The organism is Bradyrhizobium sp. 138, assembly GCF_023074075.1.
In the GTDB taxonomy this organism is placed as follows: domain Bacteria; phylum Pseudomonadota; class Alphaproteobacteria; order Rhizobiales; family Xanthobacteraceae; genus Bradyrhizobium.
Genome location: NZ_JADPKT010000033.1, coordinates 382,111 through 396,717 on the forward strand (window position 1 = coordinate 382,111; position 14,607 = coordinate 396,717).

General features: G+C 65.2%; 15 protein-coding genes. 5 read left to right on the forward strand and 10 right to left on the reverse strand.

Annotated elements, in window-relative coordinates; genetic code table 11:
• Positions 1-14 precede the first annotated feature (14 nt).
• From IVA79_RS17025 to IVA79_RS17035, 3 genes are all read left to right on the forward strand, one after another.
• Positions 15-1,211, forward strand: coding sequence for an MFS transporter (locus tag IVA79_RS17025; protein ID WP_247554645.1), 1,197 nt, complete (start codon positions 15-17; stop codon positions 1,209-1,211).
• Entirely contained in the window at positions 1,192-2,559 is a 1,368-nt protein-coding gene (locus tag IVA79_RS17030) for an amidase (RefSeq protein ID WP_247554647.1), read from the forward strand. Before IVA79_RS17025 ends, IVA79_RS17030 begins: the two co-directional genes overlap by 20 nt.
• A 160-nt stretch (positions 2,560-2,719) precedes the next feature.
• Positions 2,720-2,923, forward strand: a complete 204-nt coding sequence (locus IVA79_RS17035; protein ID WP_247554649.1) for a hypothetical protein — start codon at positions 2,720-2,722, stop codon at positions 2,921-2,923.
• 30 nt (positions 2,924-2,953) lie between these two features.
• Here IVA79_RS17035 and IVA79_RS17040 read toward each other — a convergent pair whose 3' ends face one another.
• The 10 genes from IVA79_RS17040 to IVA79_RS17085 form a co-directional block, all read right to left on the reverse strand.
• Positions 2,954-3,955 carry a formate dehydrogenase subunit gamma gene (locus IVA79_RS17040; protein WP_247554651.1) on the reverse strand — a complete coding sequence of 334 codons (1,002 nt, stop codon included), beginning with the start codon at positions 3,953-3,955 and terminating at the stop codon, positions 2,954-2,956.
• Between the two features lie 39 nt (positions 3,956-3,994).
• Complete coding sequence (gene fdh3B / locus IVA79_RS17045; RefSeq protein WP_027571966.1) at positions 3,995-4,591, reverse strand: formate dehydrogenase FDH3 subunit beta; 597 nt, start codon at positions 4,589-4,591, stop codon at positions 3,995-3,997.
• An 11-nt stretch (positions 4,592-4,602) separates the two neighbouring features.
• A complete protein-coding gene (locus tag IVA79_RS17050; RefSeq protein ID WP_247554653.1) occupies positions 4,603-7,545 on the reverse strand; it encodes a formate dehydrogenase subunit alpha in 2,943 nt (980 codons plus the stop codon).
• A gap of 14 nt (positions 7,546-7,559) precedes the next feature.
• Complete coding sequence (locus tag IVA79_RS17055; protein ID WP_247554655.1) at positions 7,560-7,769, reverse strand: twin-arginine translocation signal domain-containing protein; 210 nt, start codon at positions 7,767-7,769, stop codon at positions 7,560-7,562.
• Positions 7,770-7,798: 29 nt separating this feature from the next.
• Positions 7,799-8,578: a molecular chaperone TorD family protein gene (locus tag IVA79_RS17060; RefSeq protein WP_247554657.1), complete on the reverse strand. Its 780-nt coding sequence runs from the start codon at positions 8,576-8,578 to the stop codon at positions 7,799-7,801.
• Positions 8,579-8,713: 135 nt separating this feature from the next.
• Positions 8,714-9,334: a DUF3306 domain-containing protein gene (locus IVA79_RS17065; RefSeq protein ID WP_247554659.1), complete on the reverse strand. Its 621-nt coding sequence runs from the start codon at positions 9,332-9,334 to the stop codon at positions 8,714-8,716.
• Entirely contained in the window at positions 9,331-9,846 is a 516-nt protein-coding gene (locus IVA79_RS17070; RefSeq protein ID WP_247554661.1) for a DUF3305 domain-containing protein, read from the reverse strand. Before IVA79_RS17070 ends, IVA79_RS17065 begins: the two co-directional genes overlap by 4 nt.
• Positions 9,843-10,850: a DUF6352 family protein gene (locus IVA79_RS17075; protein ID WP_247554663.1), complete on the reverse strand. Its 1,008-nt coding sequence runs from the start codon at positions 10,848-10,850 to the stop codon at positions 9,843-9,845. Before IVA79_RS17075 ends, IVA79_RS17070 begins: the two co-directional genes overlap by 4 nt.
• Positions 10,847-11,386, reverse strand: a complete 540-nt coding sequence (locus tag IVA79_RS17080) for a DUF6505 family protein (protein WP_247554666.1) — start codon at positions 11,384-11,386, stop codon at positions 10,847-10,849. Before IVA79_RS17080 ends, IVA79_RS17075 begins: the two co-directional genes overlap by 4 nt.
• On the reverse strand, positions 11,383-12,069 hold the full coding sequence (locus tag IVA79_RS17085) for a biotin/lipoate--protein ligase family protein (RefSeq protein WP_247554668.1): 687 nt from the start codon (positions 12,067-12,069) through the stop codon (positions 11,383-11,385). The genes IVA79_RS17080 and IVA79_RS17085 overlap by 4 nt, the downstream gene beginning before the upstream one ends.
• 218 nt (positions 12,070-12,287) lie before the next feature.
• On the opposite strand from IVA79_RS17085, the gene IVA79_RS17090 reads away from it, so the two are divergent.
• Positions 12,288-14,267: a 4Fe-4S binding protein gene (locus IVA79_RS17090; RefSeq protein WP_247554670.1), complete on the forward strand. Its 1,980-nt coding sequence runs from the start codon at positions 12,288-12,290 to the stop codon at positions 14,265-14,267.
• A gap of 34 nt (positions 14,268-14,301) precedes the next feature.
• On the forward strand, positions 14,302-14,601 hold the full coding sequence (locus IVA79_RS17095) for a hypothetical protein (protein ID WP_247554671.1): 300 nt from the start codon (positions 14,302-14,304) through the stop codon (positions 14,599-14,601).
• The last annotated feature ends 6 nt before the right edge of the window (positions 14,602-14,607 follow it).

Genomic DNA, 14,607 nt, shown 5'->3' on the forward strand with positions numbered 1-14,607 from the left:
GTGAACGCAGCGCCATGGTAGGCGCAAACACGTACCTTCGGCCAGCACCCCCGCTGCTGCCGGCACTCGGCGCGATGACCTCGCTCCAGGCGCTGGTGGCTCTGGCCTTGTTCGCGCCGGGCGTGGTTGCGCCCCGCGCCCATATCGAGGTCTGGCAGCTCTCGTTGTTTTCCTGCGCGGTGTTTGTCGTCGGCATTCCCGCCTCGTTCTGGGGCGGCAGCTTGATCGCCCGGGTCGGCTCACTGCGGATCGCGAGCCTGTGCGCGGCGGCGATCGTCGTTGGCATGGCGCTGGCTTCGCTCGGCTCGAGCGCTGCCTTGCTGGCCGCAGGCCTCTGCCTCGGCCTTGCCATGGGGCCCGAGACGCCGGCGAGCGCGGCGCTGCTGGCACGGCTCGTAACCGCCGAGCGGCGCGCCTTCGTGTTCTCGGTGCGCCAGACTGGCAACCAGATCGGCGCGGTCTGCGGCTCGCTCGCCCTGCCCGCGATCGCCATCGCATTCGGGCCGGCCTGGTGCTATGCGGCCGTTGCTGCCTTGGCGCTGCTGGCGATCCTGCTGTTCGAGCGGCTGCGGCCGGCCTACGCCGGCAAGCTCGTCCCACCCCCAAAGCTGGATCTCCGTGCACGGCTGGCGCTCGTCACCGCGGACCCGCGCATCGCGATGCTGGCACTGGCCTCGATGCCATTCAGTGCCATGCAGGTCTCGCTGAACACCGTATTCGTCACGCTCGGCACCCGCGAGCTCGGCCTCAGCCATATCGAGGCCGGCATGGCGCTCGCCTGCGCGCAGGCCGGCGGCCTGGTCGGCCGTCTGGGTTGGGGCTATGTCGCGATGCGGCTCGACGCCTCACGCGGCGTTCTCGTCGTGATCGGCCTCGGCATGGCGTTCTGCGCCGCGTTGCTCGGCCTCGACGGCGCATCGCTCGGCCGTACCTGGCAGTTTGCGGTCGCGGCACTGTTCGGCCTGACGGCCTCGGGCTGGAACGGCGTCTTCATCGCCGAGATCGCCCGCCTCGCCCCGCAGGACCGGATCGGCGAGACCACGGGTGCGGTACTGACCGCCTCCTATATGGGCCTGCTGGCCGCACCGGTGCTGGTTTCGATCCTCGACGGCGCGGCCGGCCTCGGCGCGGCCTTCTTCGCCTTGGCGTGCCTTGCGCTCTGCGGGACATTGGCGCTGATCTGGGGAGGCCATGACCAAGCCGGTCAATAGCGCGCGCGACATTGCAGCCGACGTCACCGCCGGGCGGACAAGCGCGGTCGAGGCCGCCATGGCCGCGCTCGCGCGCATCGAGGCCGCCAAGGCGCTGAACGCCGTCGTGACCATCGATCCCACGCGCACGCTTGCCGACGCTATGGCTGTCGACGAGCGCCTGCGCGCCGGCGAGACGATGCCGCTCGCCGGCGTCCCCGTCGTCGTCAAGGACAACATCTGGGCCGCTGGCTGGCGCGTGACGCAGGGCTCGCGCCTGTTCGCCGATTTCGTCGCGCCGCAGGATGCAATCGCGATCGAGCGGCTGCGTCGGGCCGGTGCCGTCATCGTCGGCATCGGAGCGACGTCCGAGTTCGCCTGCAAGGGCGTCACCACCTCACCGCTCTATGGTCCGACGCGGCATCCTCTCAATCCCGCGCTGACACCGGGCGGCTCGTCCGGCGGTCCGGCTGTCGCGGTCGCAGCCGGCCTCGTACCGCTCGCGATCGGCACCGATGCTGGCGGCTCCAGCCGCAGGCCGCCCGCCCATGTCGGTGTCGCCGGGTTCAAGCCATCCTATGGCGCAATTCCTTATGGGCCCGGCTTCGCCGAACCGTTCTTCGGCCTCTCCGTCATCGCGCCGATCGCGTCTGATGTGGCCGATATCGCGCTGGCATTCGAAGCCATGGTCGGCGGCGATCCGCGCGACCCGGATTCCGCAACGATCGCTCGCGATAGCGGCGAGCTCTCGGGCTTGCGCATCGCTTTCTCGCCGCGCCTTGGACTTGATGCCGCCGTTGATCGGGCCGTCGCCGACGGCTTCTCATTGGCCGTCGAGCGTCTCGCGGCGGCTGGGCTACGGATCGCCCAATGTGATCCCGCCTGGCCTCCGGATGCGACCGAACAGGCCATCATGCCGCTTCAACATGCAGGTCTCGCCGCCCTCTATGGCGATGTCTTCCGCCAGGATCCAAGCCTGTTCGATCCTGATATCGCGGGCCAGATCGAGCGGGGACTGTCGTGGTCGGGCGCAGAAGTCGCTGGGGCGCTGCTCGCAAGCGCTGCCATCGCCAGGGCATTTGCGGCGCTCTTCGGCGAGATCGACCTGCTGCTGACGCCAACCGTCCCCTGCGTCGCGTGGCCATTGACGCAGCTCGGCCCGGACACGATCGGCGGAGAAGCTGCGAGCGCGCGCGCCCACGCGATGTTCACGCCCTTTGTCAATCATGCCCACCTGCCGGCGATTTCGATTCCGTGCGGAACGGATCGGAGCGGATTGCCCTTCGGCCTTCAGATCATCGCCGCGCGCGGACAAGACCGCACGCTCCTTGGAGCAGCGCAACAGATTGAGGCAGTGCTGCGAACGTAAAGCCTGCCGTCGCGAGACACTGGTCTAGTTGCGTCGCTTCATCCCGCCCCGCTGGGAGGGTCGATGCAATTGGAACCGCTGCCTGTGAAGTGGCTCACATCGCGCCAGACAATGTAGGTCTATCAGTCGTGCCGGGTGGACATGGCAGACGGAGATGCGCATGAAACGCCTCGTGCTCTCGCTTACCGCGGCCCTGATTCTGGCCGGTGCGGCCAGCACTGTGCTCAAATCGCATGCCCTGTTCCGTTCCGGTCAGAGCGGCATGGCGTCCATCCAAAGCATGCAGACAGGTCAAACGGCCCGGCTCCCCGAACAGGACATCCAGGATCGTTCCGTCCTGTTCGGCAAAGAGCCGGCCCCATAGAGCCGGCTGCCCGCTTTCAGGCTGCGCAAATTACTCCGCCGCCGCGGTTGCGGGCTGCGGTTGTCCGTCGTTCGGTCCCGTTCGCGCCTTCTGCTCGTCGAGCCAGAGGCTGTGGTGCTCGCGGGCCCAGTTGACGTCGACTTCGCCCGAGCCCATGGCCTCGAAGGCACCTTCCATCCCGATGGTGCCGATATAGATGTGCCCGATCATCGCCGCGACGAACAGGACCGCGACGATCGAGTGGACGATCTGGGCCATTTGCATGCCCTGGATTCCCGTGCCGTAGAACGGGAACATCAGCGCATAGCCGCTCGCCGCGACGAGCCCACCACCGATCACGACGATCCAGTAGATCATCTTCTGGCCGCCATTGAAGCGATAGGCCGGCGGATGATCATGCCCGATCATCCCGCCGCCGCGCTTCGCCCATTCGACATCCACCTTGTTCGGGATGTTGCCGCCGATCCACATCAGGAAGATCAGGACGACGCCGAGGGTGAACGGGAAGCTCAGATAGTTGTGGGCGTACTTTCCCCATTGCGACCATTCCGAGAAAGCCTCCAAGCCCATCAAGGGCAGCAGCAACGGCCGACCGAACGTGATGTTGAGCCCGGAAATGGCCAGGACGATGAAGCAGGTTGCGGTCAGCCAGTGCACGAACCGCTCAAATGCGTTGAACCGCACGATGGTGCGGCCCGACCGTCCGGCCTCGAGACGCACCATCCCGACGGTGAGATAAAAGATCACGATACCTGCGATCATGCCGAGGATCGCGATGCCGCCGATCCAAGGCAGCGTTACATTGCGGAAGTCCCGCCACTCCCGTCCCTGCGGCTGCTCGAGAACGCCGGAGCGCTGATCCGGAATGCTGACGCGCCCCTGGACCCGGTTGAGCTCTTGCAGAAGCTGCTGCTCCTTGACCGCGCTTGCAGTCGGATTCACCTGTTGCGCACTTGCGGGGGCCACCGTTACCAAAACAAGCAGCGCCCAGGCGCCCAGCGCCAGACGAATGAACCTTCCAAACGACGCCATCACGTCCTCCCCGGTCTTGCGCGCCCTCGGCTGCCCACGTCAGGACTCGATTGTCTCGCGATAGGCGGTCTTCCAGCCCCATGCGCCCGAGCCGTAGCCGCGCTTCATGACGCGCTCCTTGTAGATCTGCGCAATGATCTCGCCGTCGCCCGCAAGCAACGACTTGGTCGAGCACATTTCGGCGCAGAGCGGCAGCTTGCCTTCGGCCAGCCGGTTCGCGCCGTATTTCTCGTATTCCTCCTTGCTGCCATCGGCCTCCGGGCCGCCGGCGCAATAGGTGCACTTGTCCATCTTGCCGCGAGAGCCGAAATTCCCGACCTTCGGGTATTGCGGCGCACCGAACGGACAGGCGTAGAAGCAATAGCCGCAACCGATGCAAAGATCCTTGGAATGCAGCACCACGGCATCCGCGGTGGTGTAGAAGCAGTTCACCGGACACACGGCCGCACAGGGCGCGTCGGTACAATGCATACAGGCCATCGAGATCGAGCGCTCGCCAGGCTTGCCGTCGTTGATGGTGACGACGCGGCGCCGGTTGATGCCCCAGGGCACCTCATGCTCGTTCTTGCAGGCGGTGACGCAGGCGTTGCACTCGATGCAGCGATCAGCGTCGCAGAGAAATTTCATACGTGCCATCGTCGTTGCTCCTATGCCGCCGCAATCTGGCAGAGAGTGACCTTGGTCTCCTGCATGTTCGTCGCGGGGTCGTATCCGTAGGTGGTGATCGTGTTGGCGCTTTCACCGAGCACGATCGGGTCGGTGCCCTTCGGGTAGTTGCCGCGGAGATCTTTGCCCCCAAGCCAGCCACCGAAGTGGAAGGGCATCCAGGCAACTCCCTTGCCGACGCGTTCGGTGACGAGCGCCTTCATCTTCGCCCTGGAATTGTTCTCGGCACCGGTGACCCAAACCCAGCCACCGTCCTTGACACCGCGCTCGGCGGCATCGGCAGGATTGATCTCGATGAACATGTCCTGCTGCAATTCGGCGAGCCACGGGTTGGTTCGGGTCTCCTCGCCGCCGCCCTCATATTCGACCAGCCGGCCGGACGACAGGATGAGCGGGAACTGTTTTGCAATACCCCTCTCCACCGCCGCCTTCTGCACGGAAAACCCGATATTCGGCATCCGGAACTGCTTGGCGTCGGGCAGCGTCGGATATTTGGCGACGAGGTCGACGCGCGGCGTGTAGATCGGCTCGCGGTGAACAGGGATCGGGTCGGGCAAGCCGAAGGCATTCATGCGCGCCTTGCCGTTGCCGTAGGGAACGCAGCCATGCGCCAGCGCGACACGCTGGATGCCGCCCGACAGGTCGAGCGCCCACGACACCGCGTCCGGAGTCGCCGGATTGACCTTATTGATCACGGCCATTTCGGCTTCGGTGAGCTCGGTGTCCCAGCCGAGCTTCTTCAAACTCGCGAGCGTGAATTCCGGATAGCCGTCCTGGATGCCCGACCCCAGCGAGTACGAGCCATCCGCGAGCAGGCTCACCTTGCGCGTCGTGCCGTCCGGCAGCTTCTCCTCGCGCTCGATGCCGAACCGCGGCCGGAACGTGCCGCCGCCGTCCATCACGTGCAGATTGGTGTTGTAGAGCAGCGGCGTGCCGGGATGCTTGACCTCCGGTGCTCCCCAGCATGGCCAGGGCAGACCGTAATAGTCGCCGCCGACCTCGGGATCGTCCTTCGGTGCCCGCATGCTCAGCATGTCGAACTTGGCCTGGTTCTTCATGTGAGCCTTGAGGCGCTCGGGCGATTGTCCGCAATAGCCGGTCGACCAGCTGCCGCGGTTCATCTCGCGCAGTACATCTTCCGCTTCAGGAAGATTGTTCTCGACCTTGATTTTCTTGAACATCTGGTCGGCGAAACCGAGCTTCTTCGCCATCAGGTAGATGACCTCGAGATCATCCTTCGATTCAAAGATTGGCTTCACGATCTGCTCGCCCCATTGCAGCGAGCGGTTGGAGGCGACGCGCGACCCCTTGCATTCGAATTGCGTGGCGACCGGCAGAATGTAGACGCCATCCTTGCGGCCCGCCTCGACGGCGAGCGAGGCCCAGGTCGTCGGATGCGGGTCGGCAATGACGAGCAGCTCGAGCGCCTTCAGACCATTGAGGGACTCAGGAATGCGGGTGATGCTGTTGGAGGCGTGTCCCTGCACGAACACCGCCTTCACATTGTCTTTCTGCGCGACCTGATCCTTGGGCAGCGTCACCGCCTCGAACCAGCGGGTCAGCGGAATGCCCGGGGTTTCCATGATCTGCTTGGAGTCGAAGCGGGATTTCAGGAAGTCATAATCGACCTCCCAGACTCGCGACCAATGCTTCCAGGCGCCTTCGGCGAGGCCGTAGTAGAACGGCAGCGTGACGATATCGAGCCCGACATCGGTCGCACCCTGCACGTTGTCGTGGCCACGGAAAATGTTCGCTCCCATGCCCGCTCCGCCGACATTGCCGGTCATCAGCAGCAGGATGCAACTGGCGCGCACATTGGCGGTGCCGACGGTCTTTTGGGTCTGGCCCATGGCCCAGATGAGGGTTGCCGGCTTCTCGGTGGCGAACATCTTGGCGACGCGCTTGAGCTGCTCGCCGGGAATACCGGTGACGCGCTCGACTTCTTCCGGAGGCCACTTCTCAACCTCCTTCTTGATGTCGTCGAAACCGTAGACGCGCTGCCGGATGAACTCCTTGTCCTCCCAGCCGTTCTGGAGGATGTGCCACATCATGCCGTAGAGTATGGGGATGTCGGTGCCCGGCCGCATCCGCACATATTCGGTTGCATGCGCGGCCGTGCGCGTCAGGCGCGGGTCGATGACGACAAAGTTGGCCTTTTGCAGCTCCTTGCCCTCAAGTAGATGTTGCAGCGATACCGGATGCGCTTCGGCCGGATTGCCGCCCAGGACGACCTGTGTCTTCGCATTGCGGATATCATTGTAGCTGTTGGTCATCGCGCCGTAGCCCCAGGTATTGGCGACGCCGGTGACGGTAGTCGAATGGCAGATGCGGGCCTGGTGATCGGTGTTGTTGGTTCCCCAGAACGCACCGAGCTTGCGGAACAGGTAGGCGCCTTCGTTGGTCATCTTGGCCGAGCCGAGCCAATAGACGGAATCAGGGCCCGACTTCTCGCGCACGGCTTGAAGCTTGTCTCCAATCTCGTTGATCGCGGTCTCCCAGGACACGCGTGTCCACTGCCCGCCCACAAGCTTCATCGGATAGCGCAGCCGCCGCTCACTGTGCACGAGTTCGCGCACCGAAGCACCCTTGGCGCAATGCGAGCCTCGATTGATCGGCGAATCCCAGCTGGGCTCCTGGCCGATCCATACGCCGTTCAAGACCTCGGCCGTCACCGTACAGCCAACCGAGCAATGCGTGCAGATGCTCTTGCGGACGGTCGCGCCTGCGGTGAGCGGACCGGCCTGAGCTGCTTCCGCCTTACGCACGCTGCCGAGCGGCATGGTGCCAAGCGCAGCAAGCGCGCCGCCGGCCAGGCCGGACTTGCGCAGGAAGCTGCGGCGGTCGAGACCGCCGGCCTGGCCCGCAAGGGATTCGGCGACGGAACCTCGGCGATCGGAATGCTGGTGTGTTCGCTTGATAAGCACGGGCAGCCTCCCTCTCAGGCCGGATAACGGTTGACGCGGTAGAACGCCTTCACGTGATCGGATTCCTTGTAACGCGCCTTGCGCTTCTCATCGTTGTTTTCGCTGTCCGCTTGCGCCGACCCGACCAACGGCGTCGCAAGCGCAGCGCCGGCGCCGACCGTGCCGATGCCGACCTGGCGCAGGAAGTCGCGGCGTCCGACCTTTGCTTTCGTCTCGTCACTCATCGCATCTCTCCCGGACCGACGCGCGTCGATCAATTGGCAAATGTGAATGCTTCCGTCTCGATCTCGATGAAGGTGCGGCCGAGCGCCCCGACCGCCCGATAGAAGCGCGCATTTCCGGCGCTCTCCATGTCTGCGAAGAGCCGCCCCATCCAGGGTGACAGGTGCTTGTCGAAGAAGGCGCGCTGGGCCTCGGTCGAAGCATCCAGGCAGCCGTCGGCAAGGCCCGACATGATCTCGCACAGGATGGCGGCGTGATCCTCGGGCTCGGAATTGTTGGCAATCCGCTCGATGCCGAGCTTCGTCAGGTCGGCGCGCAGACGCGACAGCGGCCGTTCGTTGAGAAAGCCCGTAAGATAATAGGAGGCATAGGGCAGCAATTCGCCGCGGCCGAGTCCGACGAACAGATCGAAATACTCCCGCTCGACTTTCGCTGCGACGGCACTTGAGGCGGCGTCGGCCAGCGCCGCATGCGCGCGCCCGAGCGGCGTCGCGTCACAGCTCAACGCAGCGAGCTGATCGAGCATTCGTTTTGATGGAGGCGCAGACAGCAGCGCAGCCAGCAGCGCGTATTCGCGCGCGCGCGCCGCATCGATGGGATCGACCAGTTCGGCCGAGCCGGCCTGCTCGCCGTAAAGATCGGGCCGCAGGTCGTTGCGAGGAACACCGGTGGCGGACTCGACTGCAACCACCCGTTGTGCCGGCACGCGGCTCCAGGTCGAGACGGAGGGCTGACTGATGCCAATTTTGCGCGCAAGCTGAGCGATGCCGCCTGCGGCATCGATCGCGCGCTCAAGCCCGTCATCACGCACGTGGACCTCCCATCCAAGAGTCCCGTCTGCAGATATTGTCAGTCTTTTTCAAAGCACTAGTGGAAGCGTAGTCTCGGTTCCACGGACCGTCAATCGCCCGCTCATAGTCCGAGCCTATAGCCTTTGGTCTATTGCTCAGCGCGGCAATGCACCGCCGTGCGTACGCGGCCTGACAGGCTCAGCAAGATCCGCGAATCTCTCCCCCACTATTGGTTGCATTGCAACAGGAATGGCCGGGTGCTCCGTCTCACCCGGCGGCTCGGCGATCTCCGATGGAGGCGTCGCACCGGCTTGATGAAATTGCGCCGAAGAATCCGAAGAATCCGCTGTTTCAGTCAACGCGTCGGGGAGAGACTGCACCACCTCCCGCACGCCGCCGACGATCCGGTCGACGAGTGCAGCCAGCTCCTCCGACGAACAATCCAACGGCCCAAAACCCGGCATCGCGGTCGGATCGTTGAAGTCCCATGCGTTCTCCGCCAGACCGATGAAGTCGCGAATTGCGGGATCGGCCGCCCAAGCGCGGCGAAGAGCCGCACGACCCAACTCCTGTGGAATACCCTTGCTCAGGAACGCGGTGATGTCGGTTGCAGCATCGATTTCGTCGATCGACGGCAGGCTCGAGAGATCGATCTCGCTCTCGTCGTTCTTGACCTCGAGGGGAGGCGTGGGTTGCGCCGCAGCAGGCGTCGCCGGCTCCGCTCGCGCCTCGCGCTTGCGGCGGGACCAACGTGCAAGGAACTCCTCCTCGCTCATTCCTGTCCGCCCTCATGTTCGCGCCGCGCCAGCGCCTCCGGGTCGGCGCGGCGCCGCTTGCGCTTGACGAATTCCCGCTCGACATGGTGCTCGGCCACGAAGCTTTCAATTGCCTCGCGCAGCACCTCCGGCATCGGCACGGCCTCGACGAGATTGTCGGCGGCTTCGGTAAAGCCCTCGCCCTCGGCGGGATCGGCGGTGACCGCGGCAATTGCATAGGGCCACTCGCCTTCCGAAGGCGACAGCACGGTCCATATACTCGGACTGCCGGAGGCGAGATTGTCACGATAGCGCGCCGTCTCGGACGGATAGAGATCCACGGTCGCACACCCGGCGTAGAACAGTGTCGAGCCGTCCTGCTCGCGAAGCACGGTCCACGGTCGTGTGTCCGGCTCGTCCGGCAGGACGGCAATTCCGCGCCAGATGAAATCGACCCAGGGCGAGTCGGCCTTGCGCCGCTCCACCACGACACCGACGGCAATGGACAATAAGGGCCGCGCCGCAGGGCTCATGTTGCCACCTCCAGGCCCTTCACCGGCAGCCCGGTCAACAGATTTTGCGGCTTCAGCCGGAGCTTCTGGTCCGCCGTCATCGACAGGATCAAGTAGACCGGCTCGTCCCTGACATCGTCAAGCGTCCGCCTTGGATCCGCAAAGGTCAGCCGGAACAGTGCAAGCACCCGGTCGGCGCTGCGCTGATCGAGTTCCTCACCGTGCCAAAGGCGGTCGCCGAGCCGGGTGGCGTCGGCATCGAGCCCGACATACCAAGTGAGCTTCTCGTCCTGCAACGCGCGCAGCGGCTCGATCATGACATCGATGCCGAGCAGATGGGCGATCCAGCGCGTCATCGCCTGTGCCAGCGCAGTTGGTCCGCGTCCGCCGGCGGTGAGGTCGAGGGCCATGTCGAACTGATCGCTGCGCTGCCAATAGCCCCCGGCGTTCTCCTCGCTCAACACGTCGACCACCGCATCGGTGGTGGCTCCCAGCATCGACATGAGAGAGAGCACCGGGGTCGGACTGCGGCCGCCGATGATCTCCTCGTCACCGAGCAGCACGGCCTGCTCATGCGGCAGGACCCGCTGGACCCGGAAGAACAGCTCGGCCGCGCGCAGCACGAACGGATCGTCGCAGCCGTCGAGGGCGTTCCGCAGGATGACGTGCACGAGCTGGTTGACGAACAGCGGCGGCAGGTCGTTCGCCCCGGACCGTACGAAGGCAAGATAAGCTGCTTCGACCGTCGGATGCCGCACCAGGAGATCGCGAAACGCCAGCACGAACTGCCAGTTCTCCCGGGCGTCGGGATCGGCAAGTGCCGCAACTTCCTTCGCACCGACCGCCTGGCGCGGGTCGGCAAGCAATTCGCGATGCAGCCGGCGTTCGGCCGGGCACGCATCCTCCGGCGGCATCAGCTCGGGTCGGGCAAAATAAGCCTTGAGGAAGTCATCGGTGACGCGCAGTCCACCGCCCTCGTCGCGATCGAGCAGATGATGGCCGCAGGCGATCCAGAAATCGTTCATCTGGCGGTCGGTCCCCGGCCGAGATCCGCAAGCCGGAGACTGCCGTCCGGCTCGACGTCGTCCTCCATTTCCATGAACGAGAACGCCTTGCCGTGTCCCTGCCCCTCGCGGAGTTGCAGGCGGCGGAACGACTCGCGGACCTCGCCGTCACTCACCGCCCGATGCACCGCAATAAGCGAGCTGATCGGATGGCTGCAAAGCGCCTGCGAGAATGCCACCTCCTCCTCCGCGGCGGCCTTTGCGGTCGCGACGTCCGGCGCGCCGAAGCGGTCGACGAGCTGCCTTGCCAGGAGATCGATCAGACTTTGGTAATCGTCCGCGGTCGCCGGAACGATCTGCGCCAGCGTCGACCAGCCCCAGGATTGCACCCCGAGGAAGCCGCCGCGAAACGCCGCCCGCTCCTTGCCCTCGAGCGTCGCAGCATCGCACTCCCAGAAGCGGAAAGCACCGGAAACGGCCCATTCGCCGGGCTCTGCCGCCACGTCAAACACGAAGGTGTCGGAGGGATCGAGCGCGATGGTACGCAGGAGCTTCACAGCCGCGGGCCTCCGAGGGCCGGATCGAGCCAGGATGGGGTCGCAAGGGCCTGCACGAGGTCGCCACGTTCGGTCGCGCCCGCCCCGATCCGGCGCGTGAGGAGATCACCGTGATCGTCGATGCGCTGGACGGTCTGCCGTTCGCGCGGCATGCGGGAGAGATATTCGCGCGCGACGCCGTCAAAACCGTCCGCCCGCCAGCCGTCGAATGCCAGCATCAGGTGCCGGGCAAAGCTCTCCGTGATCTGCGCCGCGCCAGCCTCGCCGAAGCCTTCCTGGTCGAGCGCCGAGGCCAGCGGGTGAACGCCTGGATCGTCGTCGTTCATGGCGACCGTCCGGATCATGGCCCCGAATACCAGCCAGGGCGGCGGTGCATGCTCGTCGGCATCGGAAGGCCAGCCCATCCGTCCGCCACCGACCAGCCCCCCATCGATCCTGACTGCATCCGGCCAGCCGATCGTGATGGGTTCGCTCGGCGGCGCATAGGCGCGTAGCGCATCGGTGAGCGCGACCATGCCGGCGTAGAAGGCGCGCCGCGCGGTGCGCAGCGGCTCGGCCGGCTCGAGCACCACCGCGAACTCTGCGAGGTCGAAGCGGCCGACATAGACGAGCGTGCCGGCGCCGCTCTCCGGTGCAATGCGGCATGCATGGGCAAAAGCGTCGCCACTCTCGCGCAGCCGCACCAATGTGAACGGCGGCGGCAGGTGAATCGGTTCCGCCAGGGAAACGTGGCTGACTAAGGTCGAGGACAGACCGTTCTCCGCTTTCCTTTTCTTCCCGATGGATAATGTCTATACGAGACCAAGGGCCGGCGCGAGTCCGTCGTCGTCGTCCGAATGGCGGAGGGGTTAACCTGGAGCAGCCATCGAACACCGTCCTGATCTGCTCGTGCGAAGACACGATGCGTCTCGACGTGGCCACGATCAAGCGCGGATGTCCGAGCAGCGAGATCAGGGGCTTCCGCCATCTCTGCGGTGCCGAGCTCGATCATTTCCGCACGATCGCGGCGACAGAGGGCACGCTAACGGTCGCCTGCACGCAGCAGGCGGCGCAATTTTCGGACGAGGCCGGCGAACGGCCTGATGCGGTCAGCTTCGTCAACATCCGCGAAACGGCGGGATGGTCACGCGACGGCGCCCGGGCCGGTGCAAAAATGGCTGCCCTGCTCGCATCCGCCTCCATCCCGGCGCCAGACTATCCGCTCGTCACCTTGTCGAGCGAGGGCGTGGTCCTGATCTATGGGCGCGATGAGGCCGCGATCGAGGCCGGCCGCCTGCTAGCCGATCACCTCGACGTCACGGTGATGCTGAAGCAGCTCGATGAGTTGGTGCCGCCGACAGCAGCGGTCTTCCCGATCGTGAAGGGCACGATCCGCTCCGCGAAGGGTCATTTCGGCGCCTTCGAGCTTGCGATCGACGATTATGCGCGTCCCCGCCCCTCTTCGCGCGATCGCTTCGTGCTCGACGCGTCACGAAGCGGCGTCACCTCGCACTGCGACATCGTGCTCGATCTTTCCGGCGGGATGCCGCTATTTCCTGCCCATGAGCTGCGCGACGGCTACCTTCGCGCGGATCCGAACGATCCCGCGGCGGTGTTGCGTGCGGTGCTGAGCGCGCGCGACCTCGTCGGCAGCTTCGACAAGCCGAAATATGTCGACGTGACGCCCAGTCTGTGCGCCCATTCGCGCTCGAAGCGCACGGGATGCCATCGCTGCCTCGATCTCTGCCCGACCGGGGCGATCACGCCCGTCGGGGATCATGTCGCAATCGACCCGAACATCTGCGCGGGCTGCGGCCAATGCGCCGCCGCCTGCCCGACTGGCGCTGCGTCCTACACGCTGCCGCCCGCCGATACGCAGCTCCAGCGCATTCGCGCCATGCTGCTCGCCTATCGCGAGGCCGGTGGCACGAATGCCGTGCTGCTCTTTCATGACAGCCCGCATGGCACACCGTTGATCGATGCCCTGGCGCGATATGGCGACGGCCTGCAGGCGAACGTGCTTCCCTTTGCCGTCAACGAACTGACGCAGCTCGGACTGGAGGCGATCGTCGGCGCCTTCGCTTATGGGGTATCGGCGGTACGGTTCCTGCTGCGGGCAAAGCCGCGCCACGATGTGACGGGATTGTTGCAGACGATCGGCATGGCGGAGGCGATCCTTGGTGGTCTCGGATTTACCGGCCGCCGCCTCGCCACCATCGAAACGGACGATCCTGATGCGCTCGGCGCGCATCTGACAGAGATCGGCACGCTCGCCGCCGTCGCGACGCCCGCGACCTTCAAGACGGTCGGCAAGCGGCGCGACCTCTTGCGATTTGGACTGAGCGAGCTGCACCGCCTGGCGCCGACACCGGTGGACGTGATCGCGCTACCGCCGGGAGCGCCGATCGGCGCGATCAGCGTCGATACCGGCGGCTGCACCCTGTGCCTTTCTTGCGTCTCGGCCTGCCCGACCGGCGCACTGCGCGACGATCCCGAGCGCCCCGTGCTGAAATTCGTCGAGGACGCATGCGTGCAATGTGGCCTGTGCCAGAGCACATGCCCGGAGAAGGTCATCAGTCTCAAGCCGCAGATCGATTTCCGCGCAGCCCGCGCTTCCGCCGTGACCATCAAGGAAGAGGAGCCCGCGCTTTGCGTCCGCTGCGGCACGGCCTTCGGTGTCAAGAGCACGATCGACCGCATCGCGGCCAAGCTCGAAGGCCGGCACTGGATGTATCCGGCGGGCGATAAGCGCGTCGCGGCACTCAGGATGTGTGCCGACTGCCGCGTCATCGTCATGAGTGAACAGCAATTCGATCCGTTCAAGGGCGTTCCCGAACGAACGCCACCGCGCACCACGGACGACTATCTGCGTCAGCGCGAGGCCAAGGACAACAACGGGTAATTTCGCAGGGTCGGAAACTTAAGGAAGCATCACCATGGCTCGTTTCATTGCAGCGTTGTCGACGTGCATGATCTCGATTGCTCTTGCCGGTGGATCGGCCGAAGCCGCCGCTCCTCCCCTGACCAAGGCGCAGAAGATCGCGGTGAAGCAGGCGATCGTCGCCTGCAAGGCCGAAGCCAAGGGCAAGAAAATCGCGTGGCTGTCGCGCCGGAAATACGTCAACCACTGCGTTGCCGAAGCGTTAAAGGAGCATCCCATCGTCGAGGTCATTCAGATCCTCAAGCAGCATCCGGAGATGAAGGATCTGCCGATGGACAATTGGGATTCGATCTGAGAGGCG